The sequence below is a fragment of the Paractinoplanes aksuensis genome (assembly GCF_024137025.1).
In the GTDB taxonomy this organism is placed as follows: domain Bacteria; phylum Actinomycetota; class Actinomycetes; order Mycobacteriales; family Micromonosporaceae; genus Actinoplanes; species Actinoplanes aksuensis.
In genome coordinates, this window is the sequence record NZ_JAMYJR010000018.1 from 133,111 (window position 1) to 156,094 (window position 22,984).

29 protein-coding genes are annotated in these 22,984 nt (G+C 70.9%); 13 read left to right on the forward strand and 16 right to left on the reverse strand.

Features of this window, described 5'->3' with window-relative positions; translation table 11 throughout:
* Window positions 1-64: 64 nt before the first annotated feature.
* Window positions 65-583: a hypothetical protein gene (locus M1L60_RS18080; protein ID WP_253238599.1), complete on the forward strand. Its 519-nt coding sequence runs from the start codon at window positions 65-67 to the stop codon at window positions 581-583.
* An 8-nt stretch (window positions 584-591) separates the two neighbouring features.
* On the opposite strand, the gene M1L60_RS18085 is transcribed toward M1L60_RS18080, so the two are convergent.
* The gene (locus M1L60_RS18085; protein ID WP_253238600.1) at window positions 592-768 is read right to left on the reverse strand and encodes a hypothetical protein; all 177 of its coding nucleotides are present in this window, start codon (window positions 766-768) and stop codon (window positions 592-594) included.
* A gap of 58 nt (window positions 769-826) precedes the next feature.
* Here M1L60_RS18085 and M1L60_RS18090 point away from each other — a divergent pair, with 58 nt between their 5' ends.
* Window positions 827-1,156, forward strand: coding sequence for a translation initiation factor 2 (locus M1L60_RS18090; RefSeq protein ID WP_256516640.1), 330 nt, complete (start codon window positions 827-829; stop codon window positions 1,154-1,156).
* Between the two features lie 51 nt (window positions 1,157-1,207).
* Here the strand turns inward: M1L60_RS18090 and M1L60_RS18095 are convergent, their stop codons facing one another.
* Complete coding sequence (locus M1L60_RS18095; RefSeq protein ID WP_253238602.1) at window positions 1,208-1,684, reverse strand: DUF2231 domain-containing protein; 477 nt, start codon at window positions 1,682-1,684, stop codon at window positions 1,208-1,210.
* Between the two features lie 194 nt (window positions 1,685-1,878).
* Here M1L60_RS18095 and M1L60_RS18100 point away from each other — a divergent pair, with 194 nt between their 5' ends.
* Both M1L60_RS18100 and M1L60_RS18105 read left to right on the forward strand, forming a co-directional pair.
* Entirely contained in the window at window positions 1,879-2,310 is a 432-nt protein-coding gene (locus tag M1L60_RS18100; RefSeq protein WP_253238603.1) for a Fur family transcriptional regulator, read from the forward strand.
* 189 nt (window positions 2,311-2,499) lie between these two features.
* Window positions 2,500-3,360, forward strand: coding sequence for an oxygenase MpaB family protein (locus M1L60_RS18105; RefSeq protein WP_253238604.1), 861 nt, complete (start codon window positions 2,500-2,502; stop codon window positions 3,358-3,360).
* Window positions 3,361-3,524: 164 nt separating this feature from the next.
* Here M1L60_RS18105 and M1L60_RS18110 read toward each other — a convergent pair whose 3' ends face one another.
* The 7 genes from M1L60_RS18110 to M1L60_RS18140 all read right to left on the reverse strand — a co-directional run bounded on the left by M1L60_RS18110 (window position 3,525) and on the right by M1L60_RS18140 (window position 8,613).
* Window positions 3,525-4,355 (reverse strand): RecB family exonuclease, encoded by an 831-nt coding sequence (locus tag M1L60_RS18110; protein ID WP_253238683.1) that lies wholly within the window; start codon window positions 4,353-4,355, stop codon window positions 3,525-3,527.
* A 91-nt stretch (window positions 4,356-4,446) separates the two neighbouring features.
* Window positions 4,447-5,064 carry a MarC family protein gene (locus M1L60_RS18115; RefSeq protein ID WP_253238605.1) on the reverse strand — a complete coding sequence of 206 codons (618 nt, stop codon included), beginning with the start codon at window positions 5,062-5,064 and terminating at the stop codon, window positions 4,447-4,449.
* A gap of 52 nt (window positions 5,065-5,116) precedes the next feature.
* A complete protein-coding gene (locus tag M1L60_RS18120; protein WP_253238606.1) occupies window positions 5,117-5,971 on the reverse strand; it encodes a PHP domain-containing protein in 855 nt (284 codons plus the stop codon).
* A gap of 68 nt (window positions 5,972-6,039) precedes the next feature.
* Window positions 6,040-6,915 carry a PH domain-containing protein gene (locus M1L60_RS18125; RefSeq protein WP_253238607.1) on the reverse strand — a complete coding sequence of 292 codons (876 nt, stop codon included), beginning with the start codon at window positions 6,913-6,915 and terminating at the stop codon, window positions 6,040-6,042.
* Window positions 6,916-6,924: 9 nt separating this feature from the next.
* On the reverse strand, window positions 6,925-7,083 hold the full coding sequence (locus tag M1L60_RS18130) for a hypothetical protein (RefSeq protein ID WP_166661190.1): 159 nt from the start codon (window positions 7,081-7,083) through the stop codon (window positions 6,925-6,927).
* Window positions 7,084-7,235: 152 nt separating this feature from the next.
* Window positions 7,236-7,910 carry a DUF6758 family protein gene (locus M1L60_RS18135; protein WP_308208505.1) on the reverse strand — a complete coding sequence of 225 codons (675 nt, stop codon included), beginning with the start codon at window positions 7,908-7,910 and terminating at the stop codon, window positions 7,236-7,238.
* Between the two features lie 70 nt (window positions 7,911-7,980).
* Window positions 7,981-8,613: a TrmH family RNA methyltransferase gene (locus tag M1L60_RS18140; protein WP_253238608.1), complete on the reverse strand. Its 633-nt coding sequence runs from the start codon at window positions 8,611-8,613 to the stop codon at window positions 7,981-7,983.
* 464 nt (window positions 8,614-9,077) lie between these two features.
* Here M1L60_RS18140 and trxA point away from each other — a divergent pair, with 464 nt between their 5' ends.
* The 4 genes from trxA (at window position 9,078) to M1L60_RS18160 (ending at window position 12,596) form a co-directional block, all read left to right on the forward strand.
* Window positions 9,078-9,440: a thioredoxin gene (trxA, locus tag M1L60_RS18145; RefSeq protein WP_221378546.1), complete on the forward strand. Its 363-nt coding sequence runs from the start codon at window positions 9,078-9,080 to the stop codon at window positions 9,438-9,440.
* 133 nt (window positions 9,441-9,573) lie between these two features.
* Complete coding sequence (locus M1L60_RS18150) at window positions 9,574-11,526, forward strand: intein-containing Rv2578c family radical SAM protein (protein ID WP_253238609.1); 1,953 nt, start codon at window positions 9,574-9,576, stop codon at window positions 11,524-11,526.
* Window positions 11,527-11,540: 14 nt separating this feature from the next.
* Complete coding sequence (locus tag M1L60_RS18155) at window positions 11,541-11,948, forward strand: CoA-binding protein (RefSeq protein WP_253238610.1); 408 nt, start codon at window positions 11,541-11,543, stop codon at window positions 11,946-11,948.
* Between the two features lie 102 nt (window positions 11,949-12,050).
* Window positions 12,051-12,596: a DUF4190 domain-containing protein gene (locus M1L60_RS18160; protein ID WP_253238611.1), complete on the forward strand. Its 546-nt coding sequence runs from the start codon at window positions 12,051-12,053 to the stop codon at window positions 12,594-12,596.
* Window positions 12,597-12,655: 59 nt separating this feature from the next.
* On the opposite strand, the gene M1L60_RS18165 is transcribed toward M1L60_RS18160, so the two are convergent.
* The 3 genes from M1L60_RS18165 to M1L60_RS18175 form a co-directional block, all read right to left on the reverse strand.
* The gene (locus M1L60_RS18165) at window positions 12,656-13,561 is read right to left on the reverse strand and encodes an SDR family NAD(P)-dependent oxidoreductase (RefSeq protein WP_253238685.1); all 906 of its coding nucleotides are present in this window, start codon (window positions 13,559-13,561) and stop codon (window positions 12,656-12,658) included.
* Window positions 13,562-13,658: 97 nt separating this feature from the next.
* Window positions 13,659-14,300: a hypothetical protein gene (locus M1L60_RS18170; protein ID WP_253238612.1), complete on the reverse strand. Its 642-nt coding sequence runs from the start codon at window positions 14,298-14,300 to the stop codon at window positions 13,659-13,661.
* Window positions 14,301-14,398: 98 nt separating this feature from the next.
* Window positions 14,399-15,322: a DMT family transporter gene (locus M1L60_RS18175; protein ID WP_438862129.1), complete on the reverse strand. Its 924-nt coding sequence runs from the start codon at window positions 15,320-15,322 to the stop codon at window positions 14,399-14,401.
* Between the two features lie 127 nt (window positions 15,323-15,449).
* Here M1L60_RS18175 and M1L60_RS18180 point away from each other — a divergent pair, with 127 nt between their 5' ends.
* Together M1L60_RS18180 and M1L60_RS18185 are read left to right on the forward strand one after the other, a co-directional pair.
* The gene (locus tag M1L60_RS18180; protein WP_253238614.1) at window positions 15,450-16,169 is read left to right on the forward strand and encodes an HAD family hydrolase; all 720 of its coding nucleotides are present in this window, start codon (window positions 15,450-15,452) and stop codon (window positions 16,167-16,169) included.
* Between the two features lie 24 nt (window positions 16,170-16,193).
* Window positions 16,194-16,691, forward strand: a complete 498-nt coding sequence (locus M1L60_RS18185) for a hypothetical protein (protein WP_253238615.1) — start codon at window positions 16,194-16,196, stop codon at window positions 16,689-16,691.
* A 164-nt stretch (window positions 16,692-16,855) separates the two neighbouring features.
* Here the strand turns inward: M1L60_RS18185 and M1L60_RS18190 are convergent, their stop codons facing one another.
* Both M1L60_RS18190 and M1L60_RS18195 read right to left on the reverse strand, forming a co-directional pair.
* The gene (locus M1L60_RS18190; RefSeq protein WP_253238616.1) at window positions 16,856-17,173 is read right to left on the reverse strand and encodes a cold-shock protein; all 318 of its coding nucleotides are present in this window, start codon (window positions 17,171-17,173) and stop codon (window positions 16,856-16,858) included.
* 34 nt (window positions 17,174-17,207) lie between these two features.
* Window positions 17,208-18,080, reverse strand: a complete 873-nt coding sequence (locus M1L60_RS18195) for a PhzF family phenazine biosynthesis protein (protein ID WP_253238617.1) — start codon at window positions 18,078-18,080, stop codon at window positions 17,208-17,210.
* Window positions 18,081-18,107: 27 nt separating this feature from the next.
* Here M1L60_RS18195 and M1L60_RS18200 point away from each other — a divergent pair, with 27 nt between their 5' ends.
* From M1L60_RS18200 to M1L60_RS18210, 3 genes are read left to right on the forward strand one after another with little or no spacing between them, the layout of a single operon-like run.
* Window positions 18,108-19,385 carry a magnesium transporter MgtE N-terminal domain-containing protein gene (locus M1L60_RS18200; protein ID WP_253238618.1) on the forward strand — a complete coding sequence of 426 codons (1,278 nt, stop codon included), beginning with the start codon at window positions 18,108-18,110 and terminating at the stop codon, window positions 19,383-19,385.
* Complete coding sequence (locus M1L60_RS18205) at window positions 19,382-19,933, forward strand: DUF1003 domain-containing protein (RefSeq protein ID WP_253238619.1); 552 nt, start codon at window positions 19,382-19,384, stop codon at window positions 19,931-19,933. The genes M1L60_RS18200 and M1L60_RS18205 overlap by 4 nt, the downstream gene beginning before the upstream one ends.
* Before the next feature lie 24 nt (window positions 19,934-19,957).
* On the forward strand, window positions 19,958-21,106 hold the full coding sequence (locus M1L60_RS18210) for an Mrp/NBP35 family ATP-binding protein (protein ID WP_253238620.1): 1,149 nt from the start codon (window positions 19,958-19,960) through the stop codon (window positions 21,104-21,106).
* A 62-nt stretch (window positions 21,107-21,168) separates the two neighbouring features.
* On the opposite strand, the gene M1L60_RS18215 is transcribed toward M1L60_RS18210, so the two are convergent.
* Together M1L60_RS18215 and M1L60_RS18220 are read right to left on the reverse strand one after the other, a co-directional pair.
* A complete protein-coding gene (locus M1L60_RS18215; RefSeq protein ID WP_253238621.1) occupies window positions 21,169-21,582 on the reverse strand; it encodes a twin-arginine translocase TatA/TatE family subunit in 414 nt (137 codons plus the stop codon).
* Between the two features lie 66 nt (window positions 21,583-21,648).
* Entirely contained in the window at window positions 21,649-22,902 is a 1,254-nt protein-coding gene (locus tag M1L60_RS18220; RefSeq protein ID WP_253238622.1) for a S1C family serine protease, read from the reverse strand.
* Window positions 22,903-22,984: the final 82 nt, after the last annotated feature.

Here is a 22,984-nt window from a genome sequence, read left to right on the forward strand (position 1 = left end):
CCGTTCCGCCTAACGTCCGCCTCGGCGCCGCTGGACCGCGACGCCGGAGCGGAAGGGGCCGACGATGGGCCGAACCAGCAAGTCCCGGCTGGGCACGGCCCTGCCCGCGGCGCCGGAACCGACGGGCGGCGACGGCCGTCTCGATCCCGTGCGCTGGCGCCGACCTGCCCGCGGCCCGCTGCTGCGCCTCGCGGCGGTCGCGACTCTGCTCGGCATCGCCGCGCTGACGGCGTGGTCACCCCCGCCCACCTGCGACCCGCCGGCCTACACGGTTTCCGTCTCGGGTCCCGCGTCGCCGCCGGCGTCACCGGTCGTTCCCACCGGCAGCATGGGCGTCCCGGTCCGGCTGTCCGACCCGGCCGCGCTGGCCCTGGTCGCGCCGGGCAACCGGGTCGACCTGCTGCGCCACGACGAGGCCGACGGCAGCACCACGCCGGTGGCCGAGTCTGCTCTGGTGCTGCGGGTGACTGCCCCCGACGATCCCACCACCGGTGGTCTGCTGCTGGCGCTCGCTCCCGTCGACGCCCCGCGCGCCGTGGCCGGGCCCGGCCAGAGCTTCAGCGTCTTGATCCGCCCGGGCTGAGCCGCGGGTCACCAGTGGGGCGGGCGGTCCTCCAGCAGACGGTCGTCGTTGTCGTACGACCGCTCGCCCCAGCCCCGCTCGGTGTCGTCACGAGTCTGGTCGGGCAGGACGGCCGCCTCTTCCGAATCGAAGTCGACCTCACGCTCGGCGTCGTTGTCGCGCTCGGGCTCATCCAAGATGTCCACGTCTACGAGCGTAGGCCCGCGCCGCTGCCGAAGTCTTCCCCCTTCGGCTGTACCGTCGATGAACGTGACCACCCCCACGGGCGTCCCGGACGACGCGTACTGGCAGCGACCGGACCCGAACACCCCCGGTGAGCCCGACCGGCCCGCGCCCGAGCCCGCGCCCGGCCCCACCTATCCGGGTCCGCCGCGGACGCCGCCGCCGTCGGCCCACTGGCGGCCGCCGACGATCGCGAGCCCGCCCCCGCCCCGCAGCCTGCCGCCGCAGGACATGGACGCGCTCGACGAGTCCGAGGGGTCGGCCCGCACGGTCACCTACGGCGTGGGGCTGGTGGCCGCGGCCATCGCCCTGATCCTGCTCTGCCTGCTCTGCGCCCGCTTTCTCTTCTAGGGCATGGAAAACGCCCCGGGGTGCGAGACCTCGGGGCGTTTCGACGATTTTCTAGTAGGTGCCCCAGACGGCGTTGGCGCCCGAGTCGCCGGTCTGGAAGACGTACCAGCCCGAGAGCGCGGCCAGGACGATCAGCGCGACGGCGCCGCCGATCTCACCGGGCATCGGGAGGCGGGTGCTGCCCCGGCGCCACGTCAGCGCCACCATCACCAGGCTGACCAGGCCCAGCCCGAGCGTGAACCAGGCGGTCAGCGTGCCGAAGCCCATGTGGTCGTCGAGGATCTCCTTGCCCGCGCCGCTGATCCCCTGGTCGAGCAGGCGGTCGTAAAGCTTGCTGCCGGAGGCCATCGCCACGAAGGCCGACGCCGGCGCGACGATCGCGAGCAGGCCGAGCGCCCAGCCCATCTTGGGCCGCCAGCGGGGCACCAGCGCGTAGACCACCGCCCCCAGCGCCAGCAGCGGGACGAAAACGACCGCCGCGTGCAGCACGAGCACGTGCACCGGCAGGCCGTTGATCTGGTCGAACACGACGCCTCCTCATGAACTGGTCGAGCCGCCAGCCTAGAGATATCTGACGACGCAAGCATTCCTTCGTATCCGCGTACACCTGTCGGCGGGTCCCGGTTCACCGTTTCCGCCGATCTTGACCAAGTAGCGCCCGACCAGGTTCCCAGACTCCGCCCGTGGTTGGGGATTGCGACGATCCGTGTTGTCATTGAGCAATGTCCACCGGCGAGAAACTGCTGCGCGAGCACGGCCTGCGGGTCACCAAGCCGCGCCTGGCCGTGCTCGAGATCCTCGCCGCGGGCGGCCACCTCGAGGTGGACGAGATCGCCCGCCGGGCCCGGTCCCGCCTCGACTCGGTCTCGACCCAGGCCGTGTACGACGTGCTGGGGGCCCTCTCGCGCGCCGGTCTGGCCCGTCGCTTGGAGCCGGCCGGCAGCCCCGCCCGCTACGAGGCCCGCGCCAACGACAACCACCACCACATCGTGTGCCGGGGCTGCGGCGAGATAGCCGACGTCGACTGCACGGTCGGCGACCGCCCGTGCCTGACCCCCTCTTCCTCGCACGGCTTCGAGCTCGACGAGGCCGAAGTGACGTTCTGGGGCCTGTGCCCCGCCTGCCAGACCCGCCGCGCCACCGAAACAGCCTGACCAGCGGCCCTCGCCGCCCTGCCGCAAACCATCAGGCCCTCACCGCCCGACCGACACGCACTGGGTGCCCTCACACCCCCTGCCTGAGCGGCTCATACCGGCCGCGCTCGCCGGGTGAATCCGGGTCACCGCCGGAAATGAAACTGAACGAGTTCAACTTTCGCGGCATTGCGTGGCACTGTGGAAGGCATGAGCGTCGACGTCGGGTTGTTCGGGCCGGATTCGGTCACCTGGAAGCTCCACCGGGAACCGATCCTCCTGCTCGGTGGCCTTCGGTCCCTCTACCTGCAGGCCCTGCACCCGCGAGCCGTCGCGGGCGTGGCCCAGAACTCGGGCTATCGCGCCGACCCGTGGGGCCGCCTCAACCGCACCTCGGACTACGTCGGCACCGTCATCTACGGCACCACCAAAGAGGTCGAGCTGGCCTCGAGCCGCCTGCGCCGCCTGCACTCGCGCATGACCGGCACCGACCCTCGCACCGGCGAGACCTTCCGCATCGACGAACCCGACCTGCTGCGCTGGGTCCACGTGGCCGAGGTCGAGTCGTTCCTGACCACAGCAACCCGAGCCGGGCTGAAGCTGACCCCGGCCGAGGTCGACCAGTACTACACCGAGCAGCTCAAGGCAGCCGAGCTGGTCGGTCTCGACCCGTCGACGGTGCCCGCCACGGCCGCCGAGGTGGCGGCCTACTACGAAGCCATGCGCCCCGGCTTGTCACTCACCAAGGAGGGCGCAGAGACGGCCGCCTTCCTGACCGTGCCCCCGGTGCCCGACTTCTTCGGCAACCGCGCGCTGCGCCTGGGCCTCACGCTGGGCCCGCCCCGCTGGGCTTACCTCGGCGTCGCCGGCACCGCGATCGGGCTGCTCCCGCCGTGGGCCCGGCGCCTCTACGGCGGCCTGGGCTGGCCCACCACCGACGTCACCGCCGACCTTTCGGTACGCGGCATGCGCCTGCTGTTGACCACCGTGCTCAACACGCTGCCCAGCCGCTACCGCACCGCCCCGATGCGCCAGGCCGCCCTGACCCGAGCCGGCGTCACCGACAACTAGCCGCCCGGCCCGCGCCGACAGAGACGACGCCCCAGCGGCCGAGCCACGCCCGACGCCCGCCGCGCCGCGCGAAGCCGCGCCACGCCACGCAAAGTCACGCCACGCAAAGTCACGCCATGCCGCGCCGCGCGAAGTCGCGCCACGGCAAGCCGCCGCGCTGAAAGTCAGGCCGTGGGCGTCAGGTGTTCCACCGCGGTCCACGGGTCTTTGGCGGGGACCTCTTGGCCGGCCGGGCAGGTTTTGCGGAAGTCGCACCACGAGCAGAGCGCCCCCGGACTCGTCGGGAACTCCACATCGGGGTCCGCCCCCGCGGCCACGGCCTTTTCGGCGGCCATGATGTCGCGCGCCGTGTCCTCGGCCCGGCTGACCTGGCGGGCCAGCGACTCCTCGGTGTGCTCATGGGTGACGACGGTGGCGGTCGGCAGGTGGTGCAGCTCGACCCGGTAACTCGGCCGCCGGAAGACGCGCTGGGCCGCGTACGCGTAAAGGGCCAACGCCTGCGACCCGCGCGCGTCATCGGCGTCGAGCCCGGACCGGCCGGTCTTGTAGTCGACGATCACGGCCTCGGGCCCGTCGGGACCACGCCGCGAGTCGATGCGGTCGGCCCGGCCGTTGAAGGCCAGCACCGCCGTCTTGGTGGCGACGACCCGCTCGACGCCCAGCGGCTCGTCGGCCGGGTCGAGGCCGTTCACATAGGTCTCGAGCCAGCGCAAGGCTGCGCGGTAGGCCGTGCGCTCCTGGTCGACGTCGCGGTAGCCCTCGCGTACCCACGTGGCCTTGAGCAGTTTGGGCAGGGCCTCGGGATCGCGGCTGTCGGCGGGCACGCCGTACCAGTTCTTGAGGGCGGTGTGGACACTCGCGCCCAGCGAGTTGTGCGCCCACGGCGGACCCTTGGCCGGGGTGGGCCGGTCGACGTAGGAGTAGCGATAGCGCCGGGCACAGTCGGCGAACGCCCCGAGCTTGCTCGGCGTGCACACGAAGAGCCGCTCGGGCATGCCGGCGAAACCGAGCTGCTCGGGAACCGCGTTGCGGGGTCTGGTGGAGGGCACGGGACAATCCTGCCAGCCGGGTACGACAGAAATTCCGTCAGCCCTGGGCGATGTAAAGCTGGACGAAGGCGTCGATAGCGTCCGCGATCAGCTGCACGGCGATGGCCGCCAGCAGCAGACCCGCGATCCGCGTGAGCACCTCGATGCCGGCCGGTCGCAGCAGCTTGACGATGCCGCCCGAGAAGCGCAGCACCAGCCACACGGTCAGCATGACCAGCAGGATGCCGATGCCGATGACCAGGTATTCGTCGACCCCCTCGGCCCGGCGCACGAAGAGCATGGTGGCCACGATCGCGCCCGGCCCGGCCAGCAGCGGCGTGCCGATCGGCACCAGGGCGACGTTGCTGGTCCCGCCCTGTTCCGACGGCTCGTCGGCCTTGCCCGTGAGCAGCTGCAACGCGACCAGGATGAGCAGCAGACCGCCCGCCCCCTGCAGCGCCGGCAGCTCAACGTGCAGATAGTCGAGCAGGGTCTGCCCGGCCACGGCGAAGCCGACGATCACCCCGAGGGCGAGCAGGACGGCCTGGGTGCCCGCCTTCATCCGGGCCCGCCCGTCCATCGTCCCGGTCAGGGCCAGGAAGACCGGCACCATGCCGGGCGGGTCGACGATCACCAGCAAGGTCACGAAGACTTCGCCGAGCAGCTTCAGATTCACCCGATCACGGTAGGTGCCGGGCCCGCCTCGACGCAGTTCGATGCGGCCAGCGTCACCCCAGCACGGGCACCCCGGTCGCGGCCGAGACGATCTTCTCGTACGCCTCGGGGTCGGTCAGATAGTCGCCGAGCTGCACGGTCTTGTGGGTGCCGTGGAAGTCGGACGAGCCTGTGACCACCAGACCGAGATCGCCGGCGAGCGCCCGCACGTGGGCCCGTTCGGCCGGTGAGTGATCCTCATGGTCGGCCTCGAGCCCGAACAACCCGGCGTCGGCCAGCTGGATGATCAGCTCGTCGGGCACGACCCGCCCCCGCACCGTCGCTCGCGGGTGGGCGAAAACGGTCACGCCACCCGCCGCCCGCACCGCTCGCACGGCCTCGAAAACATCAAGATCTGATTTCGGTACGAAGTAACGGGCCCCCAGCCACCGCGACGCGAACGCCTCGTTGGTGGTGCGCACGAGCCCGGCCCGGATCAGCGCCTGGGCGATGTGCGGCCGCCCGACCGACCCGCCCGCGGCGTACCCGTGCACCTCGGCCCAGGTGATCGGCACCCCGTCGGCGGCCAGCTTGGACACGATCTTCTCGGCCCGCTGCTCCCGGTCGACCCGCATGCGGGCCAGGTCAGCGGCCAGGCGTGGCTCGGCCGGGTCGAACAGGTAGGCCAGCATGTGCAGCGCGATCGGCCACTGCTCGGCCCCCAGCCAGCGACAGGACAGCTCGGCCCCGCGCACCAGCCGCAGCCCGTCGGGCCGCGCCTCGGCCGCCGCCGGCCACCCGCCGGTGGTGTCGTGGTCGGTGATCGCCATGACGTCGAGCCCGGCCGCCGCACCGGCGCGGACCAGCTCGGCGGGGGTGAGCGTGCCGTCGCTGGCCGTGGAGTGGCAGTGCAGGTCGATTCGGGTCACCGCAAAACGTTACCGGCCTCGGGCCACAACCGGCCGCACCCCCGGCACGATCCCTTCGTCACAGGTTGTCAGGCGTCGTCGCCGTCGGTGTCCTTGCCGAGGCGGGCCTCGACCGCCTGGGGCTCGTACATCTCCTCGACCACGCGCAGGTAGAGCTCGTTCGGGTTGGGCAGGTGCTTGACCTCGCGCAACGCCTGGTCCTGACCGGCCGACTCGAGGACGAACGTGCCGTAGCTCAGCAGGCGGCCGAGCGCGGACTGCTCGTACTTCATGTCGGTGACCCGGAGCAGGGGCATCATTGCCACGCGGCGGGTGATGATGCCGTTGACGACCATGACCCGCTTGTTGGTCAGGATGAACCGGTCGAAGTACCAGTCGAAGACTTTCCAGGCGACCCAGCTGATCACGCCGAGCCAGATCAGGACGGCCACCGTGACCAGGCCGTTGATGTCTTGCCGGGTCAGGAAGCCGGCCAGGTAGCCCAGGGCCAGGGTGGCGCCGGCGCCGATGCCGAGCGGCGTGGAGAGGTGGATCCAGTGTCTCTTCCACTCGCCGCGGTAACGCTCGGTGGGGAAGAGATAGCGGGCGACCAGTGTGGTCGGTTCGTCCTCGAGGGGCAGCACCCGGCGCGGGCCGCCACCGCCCTCGGGGCCCAGGCCCACGAGCTCTTCCTCGGTGAAGACGGGAGCTTCGTACTCGTCGCCGACGTCGTCGTCGCGATAGGCGGTGCTGCGGCCGTAACCGGCGCTCTCGGAATAGCCGGCGTCGGGCGAGTAGCCCGCATCGGGTGAGAAGCCGGGACCGTCCGCATAGGCGCGACGCCGCCGCGCGTACTCCGGGTCCTCATCGAACGCCGGGTCGTTGAACCCGAAATTCTCGTCGTCGTCCCGAGGGCGACCAGCACCCTCGCCTCGAGGCTCGTTCGGCTCAGCTGGACCACCCATGTGGTGATGCTAAGCGACCAGGTTCGTGAAGAACGTGCCGAAGCCCCGGGCAATATCGGCGATCGTGCCTCCGAGGGACTCGAAGACCGATGCCGCCGAGTTGGGGTTGAAGGCGATGAAAAAGATCAAGAACGCGATACCAAGCCAGGTCAGAACCTTCTTGATCATGGCGGGCCTTCTCCTGTGGGTGCGGGTGACGGTCAGCGCCGCGGCAGTACTGACGGTATCAGCTTCGTCGCTCGGTGTGAACAATGTGGCCGAAAAGCCGATTCCATATCCGCAGGTCAGGGGCCAACTTGGCTAGTCAGGCGGCAACCCGGCTAGGCCTTGCCCTGCAGGTACGGCGACGGCGCTCCGTACACAAGCTCGGACGGAACGCCCTCACAGAGGTCGTGCAGGACGACGTGCTCCGCGAGGAAGTAGCCCGCGCTTGCCGGCCACGCTACCGCATAGAGCCACATTCCTTTCGCCTCACTCACGTACGCGCTTCGATCTTCCGGGGACTTGACGCACCACAGTGGAGTGGGGTGGCCGCCGGCGCGGATCTTGGCGTGTGGTCCAGGGTGGCCGTTCCCGGCGGTGAGCGCCTCGGCAATGAGGTGACCAGGGTCGATGCCCGGAATACCGCCGAATCTGGTGCCCAGCCCGACGCCCGGCTGCTCGGCGATGAGCACGACGTCGGCCGGGCCGCCGCCGAGCGGATCGGGGCCGCTGCAGGCGAGGGCGGTGGCGCGTACACCCGTACGGTCGTCACCCGCCCAGCCGACGCCGGTGACCATCCATCCGGCGGGTAATGGCCACGGGCACCAGAACGGTGTTTTCTCAGCCGAACCGGCCTGCCGGCGCAGCATGCTGTCGACGATGTCGGCGTTGATGTGTTCCGCGACGTGGAACGGCGGAACCTCGCCACAGTTGTCGCAGCGCCAGTCGGTGTGCATCAGGTCGGGCTTGCGCACCTGTGCACCGCATCTGGGGCAACTCACTGTGACACCCACGCCTCCTACCGTGCGGCCCGCGGCAGGCCGCGTCAAGCGGATCCGCAGAACCCGGGCCTATCAGCGAGATTCACCCGGGCGGGGGCCCGGCGTGGGCGCGGATCCAGGCGTGCATCGCGATGCCGCTGGCGACCCCGGCGTTGATCGAGCGGGTCGAGCCGTACTGGGCGATCGAGAAGAGCTCGGAACACGCCGCGCGGGCCGGCGCCGAGAGACCCGGCCCCTCCTGCCCGAAGAGCAGGACACAGCTCTTCGGCAGGGTGACGGTCTCCATCGGCCGCGAGCCCGGCAGGTTGTCGATGCCGATCACCGGCACGCCGGTCTCGGCGGCCCAGGCCACGAACTCCTCGATGGTGGGGTGGTGACGCACGTGCTGGTAACGGTCGGTGACCATGGCGCCGCGCCGATTCCACCGCCGCTGACCCACGATGTGCACCTCGGCCGCGAGGAAGGCGTTGGCGTTGCGCACCACGGTGCCGATATTGAAGTCGTGCTGCCAGTTCTCGATGGCCACATGGAAGTCATGCCGGCGGGTATCCAGGTCGGCGACGACGGCCTCACGGCGCCAGTAGCGGTAGCGGTCGACGACGTTGCGCCGATCGCCCGCGGCCAGCAGCTCAGGGTCGTAGCGGGGGTCGTCGGGCCGTTCGCCCGCCCAGGGGCCCACTCCGACTTCGGCGGACTCGTCCTCGGCGGCAATCATGGGCGGTTACGCTACCCAACCGGGCCCCCGGGCCGTCTCACCGGGCGCAGAACCGAGGGGGGACGCAATGAGCGGCGGGGCCCTCCCCGGCACCCGCCGCCCACGCTCTGATACGGCAGAGTCTGCCTTACCCTGCGTATCCACGTGAAGGTTACTCGCATGTGACACAGCTCACATTTAACAATCCTTCCTATTACGTACGGTACGAAGGATCTCCGAGGTCAACCGCCTGACCGGCCGACCGCTCCCGCCATGTCGTGATTCAGGGCACGAAACGGGCGTTACAACTTGGCTCGTTACGGTGAGCGCTCTCTTCACTAATCGTTACGATGAGTTGCCCGAGGCCCACACCGCGTCCCGATTCGTGCTCCAGACCACGTGTTGTCCGGGGTTCCACCGGGAATGGCTGGGGTGAACTATGGGTTTCACCGCACGAATGCCAAATTCCCGTGGACGGAGACATCATGGCGACGACTGCGCTGACCGCTGAGAACTTCGACGAGGTCACCGGCAAGGACGGCATCGTCCTGGTCGACTTCTGGGCGAGCTGGTGCGGGCCGTGCGTCCGCTTCGCTCCGACCTACGAGCGGTCTTCCGAGAAGCACACCGAGATCACCTTCGGCAAGGTCGACACCGAGGCCGAGCAGGCGCTGGCCGCGAAGTTCGACATCCGCTCGATCCCCACGATCATGGCGATCCGCGACGGCGTGATCGTCTTCTCGCAGCCCGGCGCTCTTCCCGAGTCCGCGCTCGAGAACCTGATCGAGCAGGTCGAGAAGCTGGACATGGACGACGTCCGTCAGCAGCTGGCCGCCCACAGCCACTGACGCGCCCGTTTCACCTCGTCAAGGCCCGCGAGCCGGTTCGGTTCGCGGGCCTTTTCGTGCCCTCGGCGAGCCGCCGGCGACACGCGGGAAGGTGACTGGACAAGCGGATCGAACATGTGTTCGAATTCCTGCCATGCGATGGTCCAACCTGTCGGCCCCGACCGACGGCGACTCGCTCCTCGACAGGGCAGCGCCGGCGGCACCACCCCTGCCGCTGGCGCTGCCCGGCGCCGCGGTGCGCACGTTCGACACTCCCGGCTTCGCCGGCATGACGTTCTACGAGATCCAGGCGAAAAGCCTGATCAACCGGGTTCCCGGCGCGTCCCGAGTGCCCTTCGAGTGGACGATCAACCCCTATCGGGGCTGCTCCCACGCCTGCGCCTACTGCCTCTCGGGCGACACGCCGATCCTGCTGCCCGACGGCGCCACCCGGCGGCTGGCCGAGCTGCGCCCCGGTGACGCGGTCATGGGCACCATGGGCGCCGGTTCCACCCGCCGCTACGTCGCCACCACGGTGCTCGACCACTGGTCGACCACGAAGGCCGCGTTCCGGGTCACCCTGGCCGACGGCACCCGGCTGGTCTCCAGCGGCGACCACCGGTTCCTCACCGACCGCGGCTGGCGGCACGTCAGCCCGGCCGAGCCCCACCAGCCCGCGCTGGCCGTGGGCGACCTGATGTTCGGGGTCGGCCACTTCGCCGAGCCACCCAAAGAGTCGCCCGACTACCAGTCCGGCTACCTCTGCGGGCTGATCCGGGGTGACGCCGGCCTGGCCCGGGGCGAGGGCGTCCGCGGGGGCGAGCCGCCTCGGGGCGGCGACGCCTGGGCCCGCGCCGACAGCTATCTCGAAGACGTCCCGCTGCACGAGGCGCTGCGCTGGCCCGAGCTCCCCACCTCCGACTGGTATCGCGGCTTCCTGGCCGGCGCGTTCGGCTCGGTCGGCCAGGCCGACCGGCTGGCCGTCAGCTTCGCCGGCGCCGACCGGCTGTTCCTGGCCCGGGTGACCGAGGCGCTGACCCATCTCGGCCTGCCCAGCCGCACCCCGGTGCGGGTTCGGGGCGGCGGCGGTCCGGGCGTGGTCGAGATCGACCGTGACCTGTGGGCGGCTCTGCGCTTCCGCCACCTCACCGGCGTCGTCGGCGCTCCGCTCGACGCGTCCGGGGTCGGGGTGCGGGCCGGGCGGCAACTGGCCGTGGTCGACATCGAGGATCTCGGGCTCACCCTGCCGCTGTTCGACATCTCGACCGGCACTGGCGACTTCGTCGCCGACGGCGTGGTCAGCCACAACTGCTTCGCCCGCCACACCCACAGCTATCTCGACCTCGACACTGGCCACGACTTCGACAGCAAGATCGTCGTCAAGGTCAACGCGGGCGAGCTGATCCGGCGCGAGCTGGCGGCGCCGCGGTGGTCGGGCGCCCCGATCGCCATGGGCACCAACGTCGACGTCTATCAGCGCGCCGAGGGCCGCTACCGGCTGATGCCCGAGATCCTGGCCGCCCTGCGCGATCACGCCAACCCGTTCTCGATCCTCACCAAGGGCACGCTGATCCTGCGCGACCTCGAGTTGCTGACCCAGGCCGCCGCGGTGACCCGGGTCGGTCTCTCGTTCTCGGTCGGCTTCGTCGACGAGCAGGTCTGGCGGGCGGTCGAGTCGGGCACGCCCAGTCCGCGCCGCCGGCTCGACGCCGTGCGCCGGCTCACGGATGCCGGCTTCGACATCGGCGTGCTGATGGCGCCGATCCTGCCCGGCCTCACCGACTCCGACGAGTCGATCGACGAGACGGTCGCGGCCATCGCGGCGGCCGGCGCCACCAGCGTGACCCCGCTCCCGCTGCACCTGCGGCCCGGCGCCCGCGAGTGGTATGCCGCCTGGCTGACCAGCACCCGCCCCGAGCTGGCGCCGCGCTATCGCGAGCTCTACGGCAACGGCTCCTACACGCCGCAGGTCTACCAGCGCGAGGTCACCGCCCGGGTGCGCATGGCGGCCCGGCGCCACGGCCTGCATCGGGCCGGGCCCAGCGAGGCCCGCGCGATCGAGACCCCGACGGAGGTGCGGGACGACCGGCAACTGACGCTGCTGTGACTACAGTCGATCGCATGAGGGATGCACAGCAGATCCTGGCCGAGGCGAACGTCATCGCCGTGGTCGGCGCGTCACGAGACCCGTTCAAGCCGGCCCACACGGTCCCGCTCCAGATGCTGCGGCACGGCTGGCGGATCATCCCGATCAACCCGTTCGTCGACGAGGTCTTCGGGGTCAGAACCGTCCCCACGCTGGCCGACCTCGACGAGCCGGTCGACCTGGTCAACGTGTTCCGGCCCGCCCACGACGCGGTCGAGGTGGTGCGGCAGGCGGTCGCGATCAAGGCGCCGGCGGTGTGGCTGCAGAGTGGCATCTTCTCGGCCGAGGCGCGGCAGATCGCCGAAGAAGCGGGCCTCGACTACGTCGAGGATCGCTGCCTGGCGGTCGAGCGTGCCGTGGGCAGCTTGACCAAGCTGTCCTGAGAACGACAGTCTCATAACCATCGCAACCTGCGGACACGTACACCTATCGTGTTCTCTTCGGCGCCCCGGCTAGTACGGTGCCCGGGGAACGAGGAGGACTTGATGACTTACCCACCCGGTGGCACGCCGGATCCATATCAGCCGCAGCAGCCGTACGGGCAGCAGCCGCAGTACGACCCGACCACGCCCTACACGCCCGAGCCGCCGCCGTCGAGCGGCCAGCCCTACGGGTCGCAGCCGTCCAGCGGCCAGCCGTACGGGCAGCCTTACGGTGCGCCCTCCAGCGGGCAGCCGTACGGGTCGCAGCCGTCGAGCGGGCAGCCCTACGGGCAGCCGTCGTCCTACGGGCAGGACGCGTACAAGCAGCCGTACGGGCAGCCGGGCTACGGCGGGGGCTACGCTCCGCCCGCCACGACCAACACGATGGCGATCCTGTCGCTGGTGTTCGCGTTCGTCTTCTCGCCCGCGGGCATCGTGATGGGCCACGTCGCCAAGAAGCAGATCCGGCAGACCGGTGAGCAGGGCGACGGCCTGGCCACGGCCGGCCTGTGGCTCAGCTACATCTTCACCAGCATCTACGCGTTGATCTGTGCGTTCTACGTCGTCGTCGTGGTCATCGCGGTCGGCAGTTCGAGCACCAGCCCGTAAGCCCCGCGCCGGTCGGCCGGTCGGCCGGTCACCCGGCCGACCGCGCGACGAGCCGTGGATCAGCGGAACTCGGCCTCGCGCACGCTGTTGCCGCCATCGACCACCAGCATCTGGCCGGTGATGTACGAGGCGGCGGGCGAGCAGAGGAAAGCGATAGCGGCCGCGACCTCGTCGGGCGTGCCGGGGCGGCCGATCGGGGTGCCCAGGCCCTGCTTGATCTCGGTCACGGTCGAGGCGGCGGTGTAGATCGTGCCCGGCGCCACGCAGTTGACGTTGACGCCGTCGGCCACCAGCTCCATCGCCAGCGCGCGGGTCAGACCGACGACACCGGCCTTGGCCGCCGCGTACGCCGCCTCGGTCGGCAGCGCGTTGACCGGGCCGGCCGTGGCGGCCAGGTTGACGATGCGCCCCCAGCCCTGCTCGGCCATGCCGCCCTGGAAGGCCCGGCTGCACAGGAACGCCGTGCTGAGGTTCCGGTCGATCTCGGACTTCCACTCGTCATACGTGAGCTGAGAGACCGGCCGCAGGATCTCGGGGCTGGCCCGGCTGGTCAGGCCCGCGTTGTTCACCAGCACCTCGACGTCGCCGAGCTGGTCGGAGACGGCGTCGGCGAGCGCGCCCACCTCGGCCTCGTCGGTGAGGTCGGCGACGAAGCCGGTGATGCTCAGCTCGGCCGCCCGTTCGTGGATGCGCCGGGTGGTCGACACGATCGCCACCCGCGCCCCGAGGTCGCGCAGGCGGCGCGCCGTCGCATAACCGATACCGTCCGGACTGCCGGCCCCCGTGACCAGGGCAACCTTGCCGTCCAGCCGCAACGTGACCGGCGCTTCCTGCGGCTCCGCAGCCTCCACCTGGACCTCCACCTCTCGTACGGCCTCCGGCCCGGCGCCGGCGCAGGCCGCGGCCCGTCCCGTACGCGAGACCGGGCGGACGTCGCAGCCGGCGTGACGCAGGCCCCGGGCCATCCTCTCAGCCCGTTTCCACCCGGTCAGCCCCAGGGACGCCATTCCCACCTTCACTCATGGTTTCGCCCGAAGGGCCGACCCCACCGGTGAAAAGGGGTCAGTCGTGGCGCGGGGTGGCGGTCGGGTTGGTCAGGGGCCGGACCGGGGCCTCCTGGGTGAACAGCAGCGGGGCGTCGGGGCCGTAGCGGGCCGGGATCTCGGTGCGGGCCTTGGCCAGGTCCTGCGTGCCGATCTCGACCCCGGCGCCGTCGTGGCGGGCGCCGACCGAGACGATGCGGATGCCGTTGTGGGTCCAGTAGGCGAGGTCGGCCAGCACCCGGTCGTGCCAGACGGCGAGATCGACGGCCGAGCGCGGGGCGTCGCGCACGATGATGCATGTGTCCTGGGCGGCGCGGCGGATGAACTCGTCGAAGGCGGCCGACGGAACGCGGTAGACGATCGCGCGAGTGTTCTCTTGATCGACCTCGAGACCGGCGAAGCTGGCGCTGAACTCGGCGCGACCTGCGTTGTCGATCCGGTCCATGGCCGCCTGGAGTTTGGCCGGGGTGATCGGCATGGCCACGCCGGCCACGGCCATCTGCTCGGGCAGGCGCAGGAATTCGCAGCCGGCCGTGCTCCAGCCGCCGGTCAGGCCGGGACCGTCGGCGGACTGGTCGCCGGCCGAGTCGGCACAGCCACCGATCACGAGGACCGCCGCCAGCACGGCGAGACAGATGATCCGGAATCGAGACTTGTGCATCGCATTCCCCCTCTCTACCCGGCACCGGCTCCTGCCGCCAGACGCGCGTCCGTCTGGCTCAACGACCGAAAGCCCCGAACCGCGCAAATGGGAAGGAGTCAGTCGGGGAGGGCGGGGTCGACGGCCAGGCGGGAGGCGCGGGTGGCGCCGAGCAGGAAGACGGCGACCCCGGCCAGGAGCAGGGCGATGCCGGGCAGCGCGGCCAACCGCGGCTGCTGATCCAGCCACACCCAGGCCAGGAAGGCCGCGCCCGGCACCTCGATCAGGCCCAGGACGGCGACCATGGTGGCCGAGGTGTGCTCGAGGGCGTAGTTGAACATCGAGTGCCCCAGCAGCTGGGCGCCGACCACCAGGCCCAGGATCGCCAGCCAGGTGCGGTTGTCGTAGCCACCGAGGTCGAGACCGGCCACCAGACACACCACCAGCAGGATCGCCGCACAGACGCTGTAGCAGATCCAGGTGTACGTGGTCGTGCGCAGCTCGGTGCGGGCCTGCTCGCCGAGCGCCGTGTAGACGGCCGCGAAGACGCCGCCCAGCAGCGCGAGCACATCAGCGAACACGGCCTGCGTCGAGACACCGAAGTCAGCCCCCGTGGCCCACGCGGCACCGGCCACGGCCAGCCCGATGCCGATCCACCCGGCGAGCGGCAGGCGCCGCCCCTGAGCGGCCGCGATCAGGCCCTGCCACACGGGTTGGGTCGCGACCAGGGCCGACGCGGTCGCCACCGAGCCGAGCTGGACGCTGGGCATCCAGGTCGCGAAATGGGCGGCCAGCGCCACCCCGGCCAGCACGCCGAAGACCTTGGCCCGGCGGGACGCACCGGTGATCTCGGAGCGCCGCGGCCCGTACGTGATCGGAGTGAGCACGGCGGCCGCGATCGCATTGCGCCAGAACGCGATGGCCAGGGCCGGAGCGGCCGCGAAGACGATCAGCGGGGCCGACGACGAGACCGCGAGGACGGCGACGGTCAGAGCCAGAACCGTCGGCAAACGGGTCGATGAGCGCTCATTCATCCCCGGCAGTCGCTTCTTGCGGACTGGTGCGCCACAGTTTGCGACCCCCTATTGAACGGAAAGTGATGGTGTCGTTACAGTCACCGAGGTTTCCCGCCCCTTTCACCCCCCTCTATGTCCTGGGAGGCGTTTCGCCGTGCCCGCATACCGTGCGGTCGTGTTCGATTTTTTCGGCACGTTGACCCGATCTGTCCAGCGTGGCCCCCAGCATGCGGAGATCGCCCGATCTCTCGGCGCCGACCCCGAGGCGGTCAACGGGGTGCTCGACCGCACGTTCCGCGCCCGGGCCCGGGGCCGCTACGGGTCCGCCGAGGCCACCCTACGGTTCGTGATCGAGCAGGCCGGTGGTCGCCCCCGCACCGACCAGCTGCGGGCCGGTGTCCCGGCCCGGATCGACGCGCTCAAGGCCGACACCAGGCTGCGCGACGACGCGGTGAGCGCACTCGACGCGATCAAGCGCCGGGGCCTGGCCACCGCGCTGATCAGCGACTGCACGCACGAGCTGCCCGCGTTCCTGCCCAGCCTGCCGGTCGCTCCGCTGCTCGACACCACGATCTATTCCGTACGCCTGGGAGTCTGCAAGCCGGATGCCCGCATCTACCTCGCGGCGTGCGAGCAGCTCGGCGTGGCCCCCGACGAGTGTCTGTACGTGGGCGACGGCGGCAGCCACGAACTGACCGGCGCCGCCGCCGTGGGCATGACCCCGGTCCGGCTGGCCGCCCCCGACCTGACCAACCACCTGGTCTTCGACGCCGACACCAACTTCGCCGGCCGCACAGTCCGCTCCCTCACCGAGCTGGTCGGCCTGGTCGACCGCTCCCGCATCGCCGACCCCCGCCAGCGGGCCGCGGTGTAAGGCGGCGCGTGCGAGGATGGCGCGGTGACTTCCGCGGTGCTCGAAGAGGCGCTCAAGAAGGCCGCGCTGGCCTGGATCGCCGTCGGCGACGGCCAGCCGCTGGCCCTGTGGGTGATGCCGCTCGACGGCACGTTGCTCGTGGTCACCGGCCCGGGCGAACAGTTCGCCCCGGGCCTGGCCGAGGCCACCCGAGCCACCGTCCGCCTGCGCGGCGACAACGGCGGCCTCATCGTGATCACCGAGGCCGCCGTCACCCGCTTGGCCCCCGGCAGCGAAGAGTGGGCCGAGGTCACCCCGCAGCTGGCGGCCAAGCGCCTGAACGCCTCGGGCACGGCCGACGAGACGGCCGATCGCTGGGCGGCCTCGGGCTGCGCGGTCGTCCGCCTGACCCCGGTCGAAACGAAACCACCGGTCGCCGCGCCCGACCTGCCGACCGACTCCGGCGCCGCCGAACCCCGGGAGACACCGGCCCGCGTCGAAACCCGCCGCCCGTTCCGCCTCCACCGCGTCAAGCGCCGCTGAAAGCCTGTGGATAACTCCCTCACCGCTGTGGATAACCCGTTTTCCCGCTGACCCAACATGGGTCATCACCGTGCTCGCGGCGAACCCCTTGAACCCCACGTTGTCCTCTGTTGCGGTCGGTGCTCCGCCGTCGTCGGCGCGGGACATCGCCAGTGGCGGCTTCGTTACTGGGGATCAGCGTGTTCCGGGGGATCGAAAGTCAGCGTCAGGGTGCTGCGGTAGGCGGCGCTGGGGGCGGATTCGGCGGGGCGGTCGACGGGTTCGCTGTCGGCGGGCCAGAAGCGCACTGCTCGGTAGGCGTAGCCGTCCTGGTGGGCTGGCTCCCACTCCAGGAGGACTGGCTGACCGGGCGTGAAGTGGGGGGCGCCGGCGACCGCGGCGGCGCTGAAATGAGCCCAGCAGCCGCCAGGGCACTGCTCCGAGTCGATGACGCCCCAGCCTTCGTCGTCATCGAAGAATCGAATTGTCCCCGGATCGGCCATGGGCGAATCGTAGAACGGTCGCCTGGTCGGTGGGCTAGCCGATGAACGGTGGGATGTGGATTTCGCCCTTGGCTATGGGGCACACATGGCCGGCAACGGTGGCTGAGGTGGCGGCGCCTGCGGTGGCGGTCACAGTGCAGGTCAGCAGGGATGGGCGTCTCATTTCGAGGCCCTGGTGCACGCGATAGGGCGAGGTGCCGTCGGAGGGCAGCAGGCCCGCGGCGACCAGCCAGACACCCAGGCCCAGGGCGGCTGAGCCGGTGGCGGGGTCCTCGGGGACGGCGCCGCCGGGGACGAAGACCCGGGAGTGGGCTTCCGAGGTTTCGGCCGACCATGAGAAGACGCAGAGGTCGGTGATGCCCGCTCTTTGCGCCGCGGGCTGGTCGATCCGCACGTCGGTCAGGGCCTCACGGCGTACGGGAAGGAAGGCCCAATCGAGGCCGCACCCGGCCCATCGGGGTGCGCCCTCGGCGTACGCGTCGGCGGGTAGGCCCGCCAGCTGCAGCAGGAGCTTCGGGTCGAGCGACTCCCCCAGGCGTGGGGTTCCGCCGGTCAGGGTGGCCGAGCCGGATTCGGTCACGGTGATCGGCAGGAGGCCCGCGCCGCACTCCTGGACCACCTCTCCCGGGGGAAACAGGCCGCGCCTCATCGAGGTGACCGCGGCGCCGACACTCGGGTGGCCGGCGAACGGCAGCTCGGCCTCGGGGGTGAAGATGCGGGCCCGGTAGGTGGCCTTCGGATCCGTCGGCGGGAGCACGAAAACGGTCTCGGCCAGGTTGAACTCGCGGGCCAGGGTATGCATCTGGTCACCGGCCAGGTCGGCGGCGTCGTAGACCACGGCGAGTGGGTTGCCCGCGAACGGGCGATCGGTGAACACGTCGACGATCTCGTACGCCACTCCTGACATGTCCGGACCCTAACCTAGGCTGGACCGGTGACCATGGGGACGAGGGTTTATCTGGCTCGGCTCGCCGGGCTGCCCGTGTTCGACCCCAACGGCGACCGGGTCGGGCGGGTCCGGGACGCCGTGGTGCGTCTGCGGACGACGAACCGGCCGCCGCAGGTGGTGGGGCTGGTGGCCGAGATGGCGCTGCGGCGGCGCATCTTCCTGCCCATCGGGCGGGTGACGTCGATGGATGCCGAAGCGGTCGTGCTGGCCAGTGGCGTGCTCAACCTGCGCCGGTTCGAGAAGCGGCCGAACGAGCTGCTGGTGGTCGAGGATCTGCTCGATCGCCGGGTGACCGTCCGGCCCGAGAGCGGTGACGGGCCGGACACGCCGAGCACCGTGGTCGACATCGGCATGGATCTGAACCGCAACAACGAGTGGCTGGTGACCCGGGTCGCCGTGCGGGGGCTGACCGGGCGGCTGGCCCGGCGCGGTCACGTCTTCCAGGCCGACTACGAGCGGGTCCGCGGGCTGATCGGGCCGACCGACACGCAGGGCACCTCCAACCTGCTGGCGCTGCTCGAGCAGATGAAGCCGGCCGACATGGCCAACGCCCTGCAAGACCTGCCCGACGCCCGCCGCAACGAGGTCGCGGCCGCGCTGAGTGACCGCACGCTGGCCGACGTGCTGGAAGAGCTGCCCGAGCACGACCAGGTCGAGATTCTCGTACGCCTCGACCGGGAACGCGCGGCCGACGTGCTCGAGCGGATGGACCCGGACGACGCGGCCGACCTGCTCGGCGAGCTGCCCAAGGCCGAGCAGTCGGTGCTGCTCGACCTGATGGAGCCGGACGAGGCCGATCCGGTTCGTCAACTGCTGGAATACCGTCCGGGTACGGCGGGCAGTGTGATGACGTCGGAGCCGGTAATCATGACGCCCGACTCGACGGTGGCCGAGGCGCTGGCCCGCATCCGTGAGCCCGAGCTGTCGCCGGTGGTCGCGGCCCAGGTCTTCGTGGCTCGCGCTCCCTCGGCCACGCCGACGGGAAAGTATCTCGGCATGGTGCACTTTCAGCGCCTTCTGCGCGAACCGCCCGCTTCCATCCTCGGCGGCCTCGTCGACTCCGACCTCGAGCCGTTGCGCCCCGAGACCTCGCTGGCCGAGATCACCAAGCGGATGGCGACGTACGACCTGGTGGCGATGCCGGTGGTCGACTCCACGCGCCGGTTGGTGGGGGCGGTGACGGTCGACGACGTGCTCGACCACTCGCTGCCGCGGGACTGGCGTGACCGCGACCTGACCGAGAACGACGAGGTCGTGCTGTGACCGATCCGCGCCGCGAGCGTCCCGACCGTCTCGACCAGCCCGTCGAGCCGGGCCGGGTGCGGCTGCCGCGCTTCGACCCCGAGGCGTTCGGCCGCTGGTCCGAGGGCATCGCCCGATATATGGGCACGGCCCAGTTCATCGTGTGGATGACGCTGGTCATCGCCGCCTGGTTCGCCTGGAACACGCTGGCTCCGGCCGGGTGGCGCTTCGACCCGTACACGTTCACGTTCCTGACCTTGATCCTGTCGTTGCAGGCGTCCTACGCCGCGCCGCTGATCCTGCTGGCCCAGAACCGGCAGACCGACCGCGACCGACTGGGCATGGAGGAGGACCGCCGGCGGGCCGCGATGCAGAAGGCCGACACCGAATACCTGACCCGCGAGATCGCCTCGCTGCGGATCGCGCTGGGTGAGGTCGCGACCCGCGACTTCCTGCGCTCGGAGCTCACCCGGCTCGCCGATGAGCTGGACGAAGCCGCCCACCGGCGGGAGAAGCGAGCCCGCTCGGAGTGGGAGGAGGATCGCAAGGTGTGGGAAGAAGATCACTGATACGCCCGACGTAGCATGGGCGACATGTCCGCACCTGCCTCCACCGTCGAGGACGCGATCCAGGCCGCTCTGGCCACCGTCGACGACCCCGAGATCCGCCGCCCGATCACCGACCTCGGCATGGTCAAGGGCTTCACCGTCGCCGAGGGCACGGTCCGGGTCGAACTGTTGCTCACCGTGGCCGGCTGCCCGCTGCGCGACAAGCTCAACAACGACATCACGGCCGCCCTCACGGCGATCCCCGGCATCACGTCGGTCAGCGTCGACTTCGGGGTCATGGACGAGGAACAGCGCAAGGCCCTGCAGGTCACGCTGCGCGGTGGCGGCGCCTCGGCGGAACCGGTCATCCCGTTCGCCCAGCCCGGCTCGCGCACCCGGGTGTACGCGGTGGCCAGCGGCAAGGGCGGGGTCGGCAAGTCCAGCGTGACCGTCAACCTGGCCGCGGCCCTGGCCAAGCGCGGGTTGTCGGTCGGGGTCATCGACGCCGACATCTACGGCCACTCGGTGCCCCGCATGCTCGGGGTCGAGGGCCGCCCGACCCGCGTCGAAGACATGATCATGCCGCCGCAGTCGCACGGCGTGAAGGTCATCTCGATCGGCATGTTCACCGCCGGCAACGCCGCGGTCGTATGGCGCGGCCCGATGCTCCACCGGGCCCTGCAGCAGTTCCTCGCCGACGTCTACTGGGGCGACCTCGACGTGCTGCTGCTCGACCTGCCCCCGGGCACGGGCGACGTGGCCATCTCGCTGGCCCAGCTGCTGCCGAACGCCGAGATCCTGGTCGTCACCACGCCGCAGACGGCCGCGGCCGAGGTGGCCGAGCGGGCCGGCGCGATCGCCATGCAGACCCACCAGCGGCTGGTCGGCGTGGTCGAGAACATGTCGTGGCTCGAGCTGCCCGACGGCTCCCGCATGGAGGTCTTCGGGGCCGGTGGCGGGCAGAAAGTGGCCGACTCGCTGACCACCACGGTCGGCGCCTCGGTGCCGCTGCTGGGGCAGATCCCGCTCGACACCCGGGTGCGCGAGGCGGGCGACGCCGGTGACCCGATCGTGCTGGCCGCGCCGGACGCTCCGGCGGCCAAGGCCCTCGACGCGGTGGCCGACAAGCTGGCCGTCCGCCGGGAGTCGCTGGTCGGCAAGCCGCTGGGTCTCATGGTCAACGCGCGCCGCTAGCCGCAGACGAGTACGGCCCTCGCCCATTCCGGGCGGGGGCCGTTTCACGTGGTGACGAAAACTTACGTGGCGTCGAGGTCGAAGCGCTGAGTCGGGGCGACCGCGGTGGAGCTGGACGACGTCGAGCGGTTGTTTTTGATGTCGGCCGCCTCGGCCACTTCGGAGAGATCGCTGCGCACGCCGTTGAGGTCTTGCTTCACGTCGTTCATGAGGCTCTGGAGGGGCTGGCGGATCGCCGCCTCGTCCTCCTCGCTCAGCAGGTGTTTGCGGATGAACGCCTTGGGGTGCAGGTCTTGCAGCTGCAGGTCGGTGCCCAGCTCACGGTTGAGGTCGGTGGTCGCGTTCTGGGCCATGGCCCGCAGCCCGCGCAGCATCCGCAGGCCGTCGCCGATGACCTTGGGCAGACGCTCGCCGAAGATGAGCAGCGCCAGCATCAACAGCGCGCCGATCTCCCACCAGTTCAGATTCTCGAACACGTGGCCTCCCAGGTTCCCGCGCCCAGCCTACGCACGCGAGGTGTCCCGCGGCCATCCGCTCGGCAATCAGTTGGAGTCGGCGGCCAGCGTCACTGAGGCGGTCTGCGTCTTCGTTCCGCGACGGTACTCCACCGGGATCGTCGTGCCGGGGTCGTACTTGCGGACCAGGGCGATCAGGTCGGTGCCGTCCTCGAGCAGGTGCCCGTCGAGCTTGGTGACCGTGTCGCCGGCCTTGAGCCCCGCGGCCCCGGCCGGGCCGGACGGCTCGACCGAGCGCAACCGGGCCCCCGACGTGCTGGTGCCGCCGGTGGCCACCTCGGCCCCGATCACCGTACGGCGGGCCTTGCCGCGGTCGATGATGTCGATCGCCACCCGTTCGGCCTGGTTGATCGGGATGGCGAAGGCCAGGCCGATGTTGCCGGCCTCGGTCTCGCTGCCGCCGACCGAGCGGATCACCGAGTTGACCCCGATGACCTGACCGGCCGCGTTGACCAGCGGACCGCCCGAGTTGCCCTGGTTGACCGCGGCGTCGGTCTGGATCGCCGCGTAGTAGCGGGTAGTGCCCGCGTCGCCGGCCTCGATGGGGCGGTCGACCGCGCTCACGATGCCGGCCGTCACCGTGTTGACCAGGGCCAGCGGGGAACCGAAGGCGAGCACCGGGTCACCGACGGCGATCGACTCGGAGTCGCCCATCGCGACCGGGGTGAGGCCGTTCTTGGCGACTTTGATCACAGCGACGTCGGACTGGGGGTCGCGGCCCACCAGCTTGGCCGGAGCGGTGGAGCCGTCGCTGAACGACACCGACATCGTGTCGTCGGCCCCCTCGACCACGTGGTCATTGGTGATCACATAGCCGTCCGCGGAGACCACGAAGCCGGAGCCGATGGCGCCGGTGACCCGGACGGTGACCACGCTCGGGAGCACCTTTCCGGCCACGCCGGCCAGCGAGTCGGGGGCCCGGTTGGCCGCGGCCGGCGGGTCTTGGGCGGTGGCCCCGAGCTGGCTGCCACCGCCGGTCGCGACGCCGCCGCGGACCGCGAAGACATAGCCCAGCGTGCCGCCCAGACCGCCCGCGAGCAGGGCAGTGATCAAACAGATGAGCAGGATCGGGGTGTACGACCGGCGGGGCGCGTCGGGGTCGGCCACCGGCTCGGGCGGCGGGCCACCGGTCGACCGGGCCGGTTGCAGGACGACCGCGGTCGGCGCCCACGGGTCGCGCCAGGGGTCGGCGAGCGCGTCGGACCACCAGGGTGAGCCTGGCGGGACGGGCTGGCCCGGTGCGGGCGGCGGAGCGGGACGCGCGTTCCAGCCGTCGGTCACGTCGGTGCCTCCACTCAATTCCTCCCGATCCCCCTCCAGGATGACACGGATCCCGGACGACGCCCTGCCCCGGCCTGTTTAT

Coding starts and splice junctions, on each gene's coding strand:
- M1L60_RS18165 (WP_253238685.1), bottom strand. CDS start 13,561: ATGGCCCGGGGCCTGCGTCACGCCGGCTGCGACGTCCGCCCGGTCTCG.
- M1L60_RS18150 (WP_253238609.1), top strand. CDS start 9,574: ATGCGATGGTCCAACCTGTCGGCCCCGACCGACGGCGACTCGCTCCTC.
- M1L60_RS18170 (WP_253238612.1), bottom strand. CDS start 14,300: ATGCACAAGTCTCGATTCCGGATCATCTGTCTCGCCGTGCTGGCGGCG.
- M1L60_RS18105 (WP_253238604.1), top strand. CDS start 2,500: ATGAGCGTCGACGTCGGGTTGTTCGGGCCGGATTCGGTCACCTGGAAG.
- M1L60_RS18210 (WP_253238620.1), top strand. CDS start 19,958: ATGTCCGCACCTGCCTCCACCGTCGAGGACGCGATCCAGGCCGCTCTG.
- M1L60_RS18110 (WP_253238683.1), bottom strand. CDS start 4,355: ATGCCCGAGCGGCTCTTCGTGTGCACGCCGAGCAAGCTCGGGGCGTTC.
- M1L60_RS18155 (WP_253238610.1), top strand. CDS start 11,541: ATGAGGGATGCACAGCAGATCCTGGCCGAGGCGAACGTCATCGCCGTG.
- trxA (WP_221378546.1), top strand. CDS start 9,078: ATGGCGACGACTGCGCTGACCGCTGAGAACTTCGACGAGGTCACCGGC.
- M1L60_RS18125 (WP_253238607.1), bottom strand. CDS start 6,915: ATGGGTGGTCCAGCTGAGCCGAACGAGCCTCGAGGCGAGGGTGCTGGT.
- M1L60_RS18195 (WP_253238617.1), bottom strand. CDS start 18,080: ATGTCAGGAGTGGCGTACGAGATCGTCGACGTGTTCACCGATCGCCCG.
- M1L60_RS18090 (WP_256516640.1), top strand. CDS start 827: ATGAACGTGACCACCCCCACGGGCGTCCCGGACGACGCGTACTGGCAG.
- M1L60_RS18130 (WP_166661190.1), bottom strand. CDS start 7,083: ATGATCAAGAAGGTTCTGACCTGGCTTGGTATCGCGTTCTTGATCTTT.
- M1L60_RS18160 (WP_253238611.1), top strand. CDS start 12,051: ATGACTTACCCACCCGGTGGCACGCCGGATCCATATCAGCCGCAGCAG.
- M1L60_RS18190 (WP_253238616.1), bottom strand. CDS start 17,173: ATGGCCGATCCGGGGACAATTCGATTCTTCGATGACGACGAAGGCTGG.
- M1L60_RS18080 (WP_253238599.1), top strand. CDS start 65: ATGGGCCGAACCAGCAAGTCCCGGCTGGGCACGGCCCTGCCCGCGGCG.
- M1L60_RS18100 (WP_253238603.1), top strand. CDS start 1,879: ATGTCCACCGGCGAGAAACTGCTGCGCGAGCACGGCCTGCGGGTCACC.
- M1L60_RS18140 (WP_253238608.1), bottom strand. CDS start 8,613: ATGATTGCCGCCGAGGACGAGTCCGCCGAAGTCGGAGTGGGCCCCTGG.